The organism is Streptomyces lycii (genome assembly GCF_009735685.1).
In the GTDB taxonomy this organism is placed as follows: domain Bacteria; phylum Actinomycetota; class Actinomycetes; order Streptomycetales; family Streptomycetaceae; genus Streptomyces; species Streptomyces lycii.
Map to the genome: position 1 here is coordinate 22,698 of NZ_WHPN01000425.1, position 9,503 is coordinate 32,200.

Below are 9,503 nucleotides of genomic sequence, written 5' to 3' on the forward strand. Positions count from 1 at the left end.
GCCGCCGTAGTCCGCCATCCACGGACCCGAGGCCGGGGACGGACCGAGGGGCCGGGTCCGGAGGGAGGGGGGTTCTCCACGCTTACGTGTATTTGTGGCCGCCACCACGGGCCCACCCCCCGATACCGGTCGACGCGGCCGTAAATATGCGGTGGAGGACCCCCCTCCCGGAGGGCCCGGCCCCGGCCCACCCCGCCACCAGGCCCCGGCACTCGGCCCACTCGGGTACCCGACCCGGCACCGAGTCCGGCACCCACGATCCCACCCGGGACCGCGCCTGGCCCCGCCAGGCCGCCCGCGTACCCCACCCCGGACCGGCCCCGCACCCCGGCGCCCACCCCCGAACCAGGCCCACCCCCGGCACCCGGAGTCACCCCGCCCCCCGCCCCCCGCCCCGGCAAGCACCAGAAGGGCCCGGCCTGTGCGGTGAACACAGACCGGGCCCAACAGGGGAAGCGGCGGAGCCGCGGAGCGGCTAGGCCGGCACGCTCGCGACGCCCGGATCCAGGAACCGCTTGCCGTTCACCCGCTCCGACACACCCTCCCGGTCCAGGTACGGCGTGATGCCGCCCAGGTGGAAGGGCCAGCCGGCGCCGGTGATCAGGCAGAGGTCGATGTCGCGGGCCTCGGCGACGACCCCTTCCTCCAGCATGATCCCGATCTCCTGCGCGACCGCGTCCAGCACCCGGTCGCGGACCTGCTCCTCGGTGAGGACGGTGTCGCCCTGCTCCAGGAGGGCGGCGACCTCCGGGTCCAGCTTCGGCTCGGCCGAGCCGTCTGCGGAGTGGACGTAGAAGCCGCGCTTGCCGGCCTTGACGACGGCGGCCAGGTTCGGCGAGACCGTGAAGCGCTCCGGGAAGGCGCGGTTCAGCGTCTCGGAGACGTGCAGGCCGATGGCCGGGCCGACCAGCTCCAGCAGCACGAGCGGCGACATCGGCAGACCGAGCGGCTCGACGGCCTTCTCGGCCACGGGCACCGGGGTGCCCTCGTCGATGACGTTCTGGATCTCGCCCATGAAGCGGGTCAGGATGCGGTTGACGACGAACGCCGGGGCGTCCTTCACCAGCACCGCGGTCTTCTTCAGCTTCTTGGCGACGGCGAAGGCCGTGGCCAGCGCCGGGTCGTCGGTCCGCTCACCGCGGACGATCTCCAGCAGCGGGAGGACGGCGACCGGGTTGAAGAAGTGGAAGCCGACGACCCGCTCGGGGTGCTTCAGCTTCGACGCCATCTCGCTGACGGACAGCGAGGAGGTGTTGGTGGCGAGGATCGCGGTCTCCGGGACGACCGCCTCGACCTCGGCGAACACCTGCTGCTTGACGCCCATCTCCTCGAAGACGGCCTCGATGACGAAGTCCGCGTCACCGAACGCCGCGGCCTTGTCGAGGGAACCGGTGACCAGGGCCTTGAGGCGGTTGGCCTTGTCCTGGTTGACGCGGCCCTTGAGGAGCAGCTTGTCGATCTCCTCGTGGACGTAGCCCACGCCCTTGTCGACGCGCGCCCGGTCGATGTCGGTCAGCACGACCGGCACCTCGAGGCGGCGGGCGAAGAGGAGCGCCAGCTGCGAGGCCATCAGCCCGGCGCCGACGACGCCGACCTTGGAGACCGGGCGGGCCAGGTTCTTGTCCGGGGCGCCGGCGGGGCGCTTGGCGCGCTTCTGCACCAGGTTGAAGGCGTAGATGCCGCTGCGCAGCTCACCGCCCATGATCAGGTCGGCCAGCGCGGAGTCCTCGGCGTCGAAGCCGGCGCGCAGGTCGCCGTCCTTGGCCTTGGCGATGATGTCCAGCGCGCGGTAGGCGGCGGGAGCGGCGCCGTGCACCTTGCCGTCGGCGACCGCCTTGCCGCGGGCCACCGCGGCGTCCCAGGCCTCGCCGCGGTCGATCTCGGGCCGGTCGACCTCGAGTTCGCCGTTCAGCACGGAGGCGGTCCAGATGAGCGACTGCTCCAGGAAGTCCGCGCCCTCGAAGATCGCGTCGGCGATGCCGAGCTCGTAGACCTGCTTGCCCTTGAGCTGCTTGTTCTGGTTGAGCGAGTTCTCGATGATCACCGAGATGGCGCGGTCGGCGCCGATGAGGTTCGGCAGCAGCACGCAGCCGCCCCAGCCGGGGACCAGTCCGAGGAAGACCTCGGGCAGCGAGAAGGCCGGGATCGCGGAGGAGACGGTGCGGTAGCGGCAGTGCAGCCCGATCTCGACGCCGCCGCCCATGGCCGCGCCGTTGTAGTACGCGAAGGTCGGCACGGCGAGCGCGGAGAGCCGCTTGAAGACGTCGTGGCCGCCCTTGCCGATGGCGTGCGCGTCCTCGTGGCGCTTCAGCAGCTCGACGCCCTTGAGATCGGCGCCGACGGCGAAGATGAACGGCTTGCCGGTGACACCGACGCCGGTGATCGTGCCCTCGGCGGCCTCCTTCTCGACCTGGTCGATCGCGGCGTCGAGGTTCGCCAGCGACTGCGGGCCGATGGTGGTGGGCTTGGTGTGGTCCAGGCCGTTGTCCAGCGTGATGAGCGCGAAACGGCCCGCGCCCTGCGGGAGGTCGAGGTGGCGTACGTGCGCCTGCGTCACGACCTCGTCGGGGAACAGCTCGGCCGCTCCCTTGAGGAGTTCTGCGGTCGTGCTCACTTGTTGCCTCCGTTGTGGTGCGGGTTCTCCCAGATCACGGTGCCGCCCATGCCGAAGCCGACGCACATCGTGGTGATGCCGTAACGGACCTCCGGCTGGCGCTCGAACTGGTGCGCCAGCTGCGTCATCAGCCGGACACCGGAGGAGGCGAGGGGGTGGCCGAAGGCGATGGCGCCGCCGTACTGGTTGACGCGCGGGTCGTCGTCCGCGATGCCGTAGTGGTCCAGCAGCGAGAGGACCTGCACCGCGAAGGCCTCGTTGATCTCGAACAGGCCGATGTCGTCGATCGACAGTCCGGCCTTGGCGAGGGCCTTCTCGGTGGCCGGGACCGGGCCGATGCCCATGACCTCGGGCTCGACGCCCGCGAACGCGTACGACACCAGGCGCATCTTGACCGGGAGGCCCAGCTCGCGCGCCACGTCCTCGGCGGCGATCAGCGAGGCGGTCGCGCCGTCGTTGAGGCCGGCGGCGTTGCCCGCGGTGACCCGGCCGTGCGGGCGGAACGGGGTCTTGAGGCCGGCCAGGTTCTCCAGCGTGGTGCCGGGGCGCATGGGCTCGTCGGCGGTGGCCAGGCCCCAGCCGGTCTCGCCGGCCTCCGGGTTGGTGCGGCGGACCGAGACCGGCACCAGGTCGGACTGGATGTGGCCGTTGGCGTACGCCTTGGCGGCCTTCTCCTGGCTGCGGACCGCGTACTCGTCGGCGCGTCGCTTGGTGATGTGCGGCAGCCGGTCGTGCAGGTTCTCGGCCGTCATGCCCATGAACATGGCGGACTGGTCGACCAGCTTCTCCGACACCAGGCGCGGGTTCGGGTCGACGCCCTCGCCCATCGGGTGGCGGCCCATGTGCTCGACGCCGCCCGCGAGGGCGATGTCGTACGCGCCGAGCGCCACGCCGCCCGCGGTGGTCGTCACGGCGGTCATCGCGCCGGCGCACATGCGGTCGATGGAGTAGCCGGGCACGGTCTGCGGCAGCCCGGCGAGGATGCCAGCGGTGCGGCCGAGGGTCAGGCCCTGGTCGCCGATCTGGGTGGTGGCGGCGACGGCGACCTCGTCGATGCGCGCCGGGTCCAGGTCGGGGTTGCGGCGCAGCAGCTCACGGATGCACTTGACGACCAGGTCGTCGGCACGGGTCTCGTGGTAGATGCCCTTCGGGCCCGCCTTGCCGAACGGGGTGCGGACGCCGTCGACGAAGACGACGTCCCTAGCGGTACGAGGCACGTTGGCTCTCCTCCTGATGCGTAACGGGCACTGCGGGGCTGCCTGCGGCGAGGCCCGCCTGCGGCGGGGCCGCCCTCAGGGGCGGTACGCCCGCTGTCCGGCGGTGGCCGCGCGGCGGCTCTACCGCCATGCTACTTGCGGGTAACCAGGCTGTGCACCCCTGTCGGGCGGAGCGACAGGGATCACAGTTCCCGCGGCGCCCGGCGGCAGCGGTGCCACGGTACGGGGACCGGGTGCGGCGGCGCGGAGGACAGGGCCCGGGGGCCGCGGCGAGCCGGGCCCGGCGCCGGGGACGATCCGGGCGGACGCGCCGACGCACGCAGATCCGGGGCCGCCGCTCCGGAGTCCCTCGGTCCGGAGCCCCTCGGCGCGGGGCCTGCCGGTCCGGGGCCTGCCGGCGGTCCAGGTGGCGCCGACCCGGTGACCGCCGACCCGGTATCGGTCTCCGCCGGGCCCGGTGTCCGTCTCCGCCGGGCCGGGAACCGGCGGACCGGTGACGGAACCGGGCCGCCCCGGAACCGGCCGCCCAGCAGTCGGAACCGGCTGCGCCGTAACCGGCCGGCCCGTAAGCGGAACGGCCAAGCCGGACGGAACCGGCCGACCCGAACCCGGAACCGGCAGCCGACCCGAAACCGGAACCGGAACCGGCACCGAAACCGGAACCGGCAGCCGACCCGAACCCGGAACCGGCAGCCGCCCCGGACCGGAACCGCTGCCCCGTAACCGGCCGCGGGGAGTCCGGCGCAGGGACCCGGTCCCTGTGCCCCGCGGACCCCGGCGCAGGGGCCGCGCCCGGCGGGATCCACCTCACTCGTGCCGTGGCCCGCGACCACCGCACCCGGCCCCCGTAACCGTCCCCGCACTCGGCCCGCCGGCAGCTATTCGGCCGCCGGCTCGGCCGCAAGGGCCCCCGCCAGCAGCGGTGCCGTCAGCTCGACCTGCCAGGGGCGGGCCCCGTACGCGGTCAGGGCGGAGGCGACCGCCTCCGGACTCCGGTCCTCCGGCGGCTCCCAGCAGAGCCGCCGCACCGTGTCCGGGGTGATGAGGTTCTCCTGCGGCAGCCGCAGGCTCTCGGCGAGGGCGGTGACCGCCGCACGGGCGGCGGAGAGGCGGGCCGCCGCGGCCGGGTCCTTGTCGGCCCAGGAACGGGGCGGGGGCGGGCCGTTCAGCTGCTGGCCGGGCTGCGGCAGTTCGGCCTCGGGAAGCTCGCGCACCCGGTCGACGGCCGCCTGCCACTGCTCCAGCTGCTTGCGGCCCACGCGGTGCCCGAAGCCGGGCAGCGCGGCCAGTGCCTGGACGTTCTGCGGCATGGCGAGGGCGGCTTCGACGATGGCGGCGTCGCCCAGCACCTTGCCGGGCGAGACGTCCCGGCGCTGCGCGATCCGGTCCCGTACGGTCCACAGCTCCCGTACGACGCCCATCTGCCGGCGCCGGCGCACCTTGTGCATGCCGGAGGTGCGGCGCCAGGGGTCCTTGCGCGGCGGGGCCGGGGGAGCGGAGGCGATGGCGTCGAACTCCTGCCGGGCCCACTCCAGCTTGCCCTGCCGGTCCAGCTCGTCCTCCAGGGCGTCGCGCAGGTCGACGAGCAGTTCCACGTCGAGGGCGGCGTAGCGCAGCCACGGCTCGGGCAGCGGGCGGGAGGACCAGTCGACGGCGGAGTGGCCCTTCTCCAGGGCGTATCCGAGGACCTTCTCGACCATGGCGCCGAGCCCGACCCGGGCGAAGCCCGCGAGCCGGCCGGCCAGCTCGGTGTCGAACAGCCGTGTGGGCCGCATGCCTATCTCGCGCAGACAGGGAAGATCCTGGCTGGCGGCGTGCAGCACCCACTCGGCGTCGGCGACGGCGTCGCCGAGCGGGGAGAGGTCGGGGCAGCCGATGGGGTCGATCAGCGCGCTGCCGGCGCCCTCACGGCGCAGTTGTACGAGGTAGGCGCGCTGGCCGTAGCGGTATCCGGAGGCACGCTCGGCGTCCACGGCCACGGGGCCGGTGCCGGCGGCGAAGGCGGCCACGACCTGCTCCAGTTCCTCGGGGGTCGCGGTCACCGGGGGGATGCCTTCGCGGGGGTCCAGCAAGGGAACCGGCGCGTCGTGGACGGGAGCGTCCGGGGGAGCGCCCCCGGGGATGCGCAGCGTGCGGTCTTCTGCGGTCTCTTGGGCGTCGGTCACCGGTCAAGGGTATCCATGTGAGGGAGCCGCCCGCCGACGGAACGTTCCGTCGGCGGGCGGAAGGGCTCGCGCAGGCTCAGTGGATGATCCCGGTACGGAGCGCGACGGCGACCATGCCGGCCCGGTCGCCGGTGCCCAACTTGCGGGCGATCCGCGCCAGGTGGCTCTTCACGGTCAGGGCCGAGAGGCCCATCGAGACGCCGATGGCCTTGTTGGACTGGCCCTCCGCCACCAGTCGCAGCACCTCCACCTCGCGGCCGGACAGCTCGCGGTAGCCGCCGGGGTGGCCGGGGGCGCCCGGCGGGCGCCGGTGCATGCGGGCCGCGGCGGCACCGACCGGGACGGAGCCCGGGCGGCCGGGGATGCCGAGGTTGGTGCGGGTCCCGGTGACGACGTAGCCCTTGACGCCGCCCGCGAGGGCGTTGCGCACCGCGCCGATGTCGTCGGCGGCGGAGAGGGCCAGGCCGTTGGGCCAGCCCGCGGCCCGGGTCTCGGACAGCAGGGTGAGGCCGGAGCCGTCGGGGAGGTGGACGTCCGCGACGCAGATGTCGCGGGGATTGGCGACCCGGGGCCGGGCCTCCGCGATGGACGACGCCTCGATGACGTCACGCACTCCGAGCGCCCAGAGATGGCGGGTCACGGTGGAGCGCACGCGGGGGTCGGCGACGACGACCATGGCCGTCGGCTTGTTCGGGCGGTAGGCGACCAGGCTTGCGGGCTGCTCGAGAAGAACGGACACCAGGCCTCCTGTGGGGGAGTACGGGGGCGGGCTCGGACCCGGGGGTGAGGCGGGGTGAGCCGGGGGCGGTCCCTTGCGGAAGGGACATCAGATCCTTCGGCAGCATCCCGGGGAGCCTTTAGGGAAGAATCACGAATTAGTGAGTAACAATTAGGGCAATTCGGACAGTCGATCGATCATGAACGAATCGACGGGGGAGTGCTGGGGGAGTACGGGGCGGAGCCCTCTCCGGGCGCCGCCGCGGCCACGGCCCGCCTCCGGCGGCGGCCCCGGCAGTGACCCCGGCCGCAGCTCCCCGGCCGTAGTCCCGGCGGCGGCCCCGCCGCGGTCCCCCGCCGCCACGGCGGACCCGCGACGGTGTCCCGCTGCGGCGTCCCGTGACGGCGGCCGTGGAGGCGGGGCGGGGTCCGGGGCTCAATGGCCGGGTGGCCGGGTGGCCGGGTGGCCGGGTGGCTCGGGGCGCTGAGTGGCTCGGCGCGGCCCAGGGCGCTGGAAGGTCCGGTGGCCCGGGCGTCCCCGGTGTCCACGGCGGGCGCGGCGCATGGGAAGGGGCCGGCGAACGGGTTGCGGACTCGGCAGCCCCGGTCCGACGTACCCGGCGGCCCGGGACGCCGGGAGGTCAGGGGCATCGGGAGGCCAGGGGCGCGGGGAGACCCGGGACGCCGGAAGACCCGGCAGTCGGACAGGCGTCCGGCAGTCCGGAGGCGTCCGGCAGCGATGGGCCTCCGGCAGCGGAAGACTTCCGGCGTGGCGGAAGGCGGAAGGCGTCCGGCAGCCGGGAGCGTGCGGCGGTGCGGGGGCCGGTTCGGCGGCTCAGCGCGCTTGTGGTCCGCGCCGCTGCGGCAGCGTCACCACGGACGGGTCGGCCGCGTTCGCCGGCGGCAGCCCGCCGATCTGGCACAGCAGCTCGCACCACGCCGTCAGATGCGCCGCCGTGTCGGGCACGCCGTCCCGGCCCTCGCGCGGCGTCCAGGACGCCCGGATCTCGATCTGCGTGGCCGGCGGCCGCTCGGACAGACCCCCGAAGTAGTGCGAGCCCGCCAGTGTCACGGTGCCGCTCGGCTCCCCGTACTCGGCGCCGCGCGTCTCCAGGGCGCCGGTCAGCCAGGACCAGCACACCTCCGGCAGCAGCGGGTCGGCCGCCATCTCCGGCTCCAGCTCGGCCCGTACGAGGGTGACCAGGCGGAAGGTGCCGTGCCACGCGTCGTGCCCCGCCGGGTCGTGCAGCAGGATGAGCCGGCCGTCGGCCAGGTCCGTGTCGTCCTGCACGACCGCGGCCTCGAGGGCGTACGCGTACGGTGCGAGCCGCTGCGGCGGGCGGGTCGGCTCGACCTCCGTCTCCGGCCGCAGCCGCACCGTGCGCAGAGCCTCCACCGCCTGCCGGAATACAGGCGGGGCGGCGTCGCCGTCCGCGTCGTCCGCACGTCCCGCACTGCCAGCAAGGTGTCCCTGAGCCGAAGCCATGCGGGGAAGACTAGGCGGAACGAACGTGCCGACCGGGTAGGACACCCGGGCAGGGGGAAAGGCGGCCGGAACCGTACCCGGGACGCGTGCGAAGATTCGGGTGTGAGCGCCAACGACCTTCCCCCTGCCTCCGACTCCTCCCGGGCGGAGGAGCCCCCGACGACGTCCCGCCGGAGCGGCGGCCCCGCCGACTCGGCCTTCCTGAGGGCGTGCAGGCGCGAGCCGGTGCCGCACACCCCGGTCTGGTTCATGCGCCAGGCCGGGCGGTCGCTGCCCGAGTACCTGAAGGTCCGTGAGGGCATCGCCATGCTGGACTCCTGCATGCGCCCGGACCTGGTGACCGAGATCACCCTTCAGCCGGTGCGCCGGCACAAGGTCGACGCGGCCATCTACTTCAGCGACATCGTGGTGCCGCTGAAGGCGATCGGCATCGACCTCGACATCAAGCCGGGCGTCGGCCCGGTCGTCGAGCGCCCGATCCGTACCCGCGCCGACCTGGCGCGGCTGCGGCCGCTGGAGCCGGACGACGTGAAGTACGTCACCGAGGCAGTCGGCATGCTCACCGCGGAGCTGGGCGACACCCCGCTGATCGGCTTCGCGGGCGCCCCGTTCACGCTCGCCAGCTATCTCGTGGAGGGCGGCCCGTCCCGCAACCACGAGCACACCAAGGCGCTCATGTACGGCGATCCGCAGCTGTGGGCGGAACTGCTGGACCGGCTCGCGGACATCACCGCCGCCTTCCTGGACGTGCAGATCTCGGCGGGAGCCTCCGCCGTGCAGCTGTTCGACTCCTGGGTCGGCGCGCTGGCCCCGGACGACTACCGGGCCTCGGTGCTGCCCGCCTCGGCGAAGGTCTTCGACGCCGTCGCCCGGCACGGGGTGCCCCGCATCCACTTCGGCGTCGGCACGGGCGAACTGCTCGGGCTGATGGGCCGGGCCGGTGCGGACGTCGTCGGCGCCGACTGGCGGGTGCCGATGGACGAGGCCGCCCGCCGGGTCGGCCCGGGCAAGGCGCTCCAGGGCAACCTCGACCCGGCGGTGCTGTTCGCCCCGCGCCAGGTCGTCGAGACCAAGGCCCGCGAGGTGCTCACGGCGGCCCGCGACCTGCCCGGCCACATCTTCAACCTCGGGCACGGGGTGCTGCCGTCGACCGACCCCGAGGCGCTCACCCGGCTCGTGGAGTTCGTGCACACCGAGAGCGCCCGCTGACGGTCGTCGGCGTCCCGGCGCTCCGGGCCGGGAGACCACACCGGCCGGCCGCGGTGCCCGGGATCCGGTGTCACGGCGCTCCGGCGTCGGGGCGG

The 9,503-nt window shown here is 74.1% G+C and carries 6 protein-coding genes; 1 reads left to right on the forward strand and 5 read right to left on the reverse strand.

All coding sequences use genetic code 11. The annotated features are described in order from the left end of the window. Positions 1-475: 475 nt before the first annotated feature. The 5 genes from GCU69_RS31040 to GCU69_RS31060 form a co-directional block, all read right to left on the reverse strand. On the reverse strand, positions 476-2,614 hold the full coding sequence (locus GCU69_RS31040) for a 3-hydroxyacyl-CoA dehydrogenase NAD-binding domain-containing protein (RefSeq protein ID WP_098754155.1): 2,139 nt from the start codon (positions 2,612-2,614) through the stop codon (positions 476-478). Further along, a complete protein-coding gene (locus GCU69_RS31045; RefSeq protein WP_098754156.1) occupies positions 2,611-3,831 on the reverse strand; it encodes a thiolase family protein in 1,221 nt (406 codons plus the stop codon). Before GCU69_RS31045 ends, GCU69_RS31040 begins: the two co-directional genes overlap by 4 nt. An 878-nt stretch (positions 3,832-4,709) precedes the next feature. Further along, positions 4,710-5,996, reverse strand: a complete 1,287-nt coding sequence (locus GCU69_RS31050; RefSeq protein ID WP_098754157.1) for a ribonuclease D — start codon at positions 5,994-5,996, stop codon at positions 4,710-4,712. Between the two features lie 76 nt (positions 5,997-6,072). Beyond that, on the reverse strand, positions 6,073-6,735 hold the full coding sequence (locus GCU69_RS31055; RefSeq protein ID WP_098754158.1) for a response regulator transcription factor: 663 nt from the start codon (positions 6,733-6,735) through the stop codon (positions 6,073-6,075). An 813-nt stretch (positions 6,736-7,548) separates the two neighbouring features. After that, positions 7,549-8,199 carry a DUF3000 domain-containing protein gene (locus GCU69_RS31060; RefSeq protein ID WP_156207867.1) on the reverse strand — a complete coding sequence of 217 codons (651 nt, stop codon included), beginning with the start codon at positions 8,197-8,199 and terminating at the stop codon, positions 7,549-7,551. A gap of 102 nt (positions 8,200-8,301) precedes the next feature. On the opposite strand from GCU69_RS31060, the gene hemE reads away from it, so the two are divergent. Further along, positions 8,302-9,408, forward strand: coding sequence for a uroporphyrinogen decarboxylase (hemE, locus tag GCU69_RS31065; RefSeq protein ID WP_156207868.1), 1,107 nt, complete (start codon positions 8,302-8,304; stop codon positions 9,406-9,408). Positions 9,409-9,503: the final 95 nt, after the last annotated feature.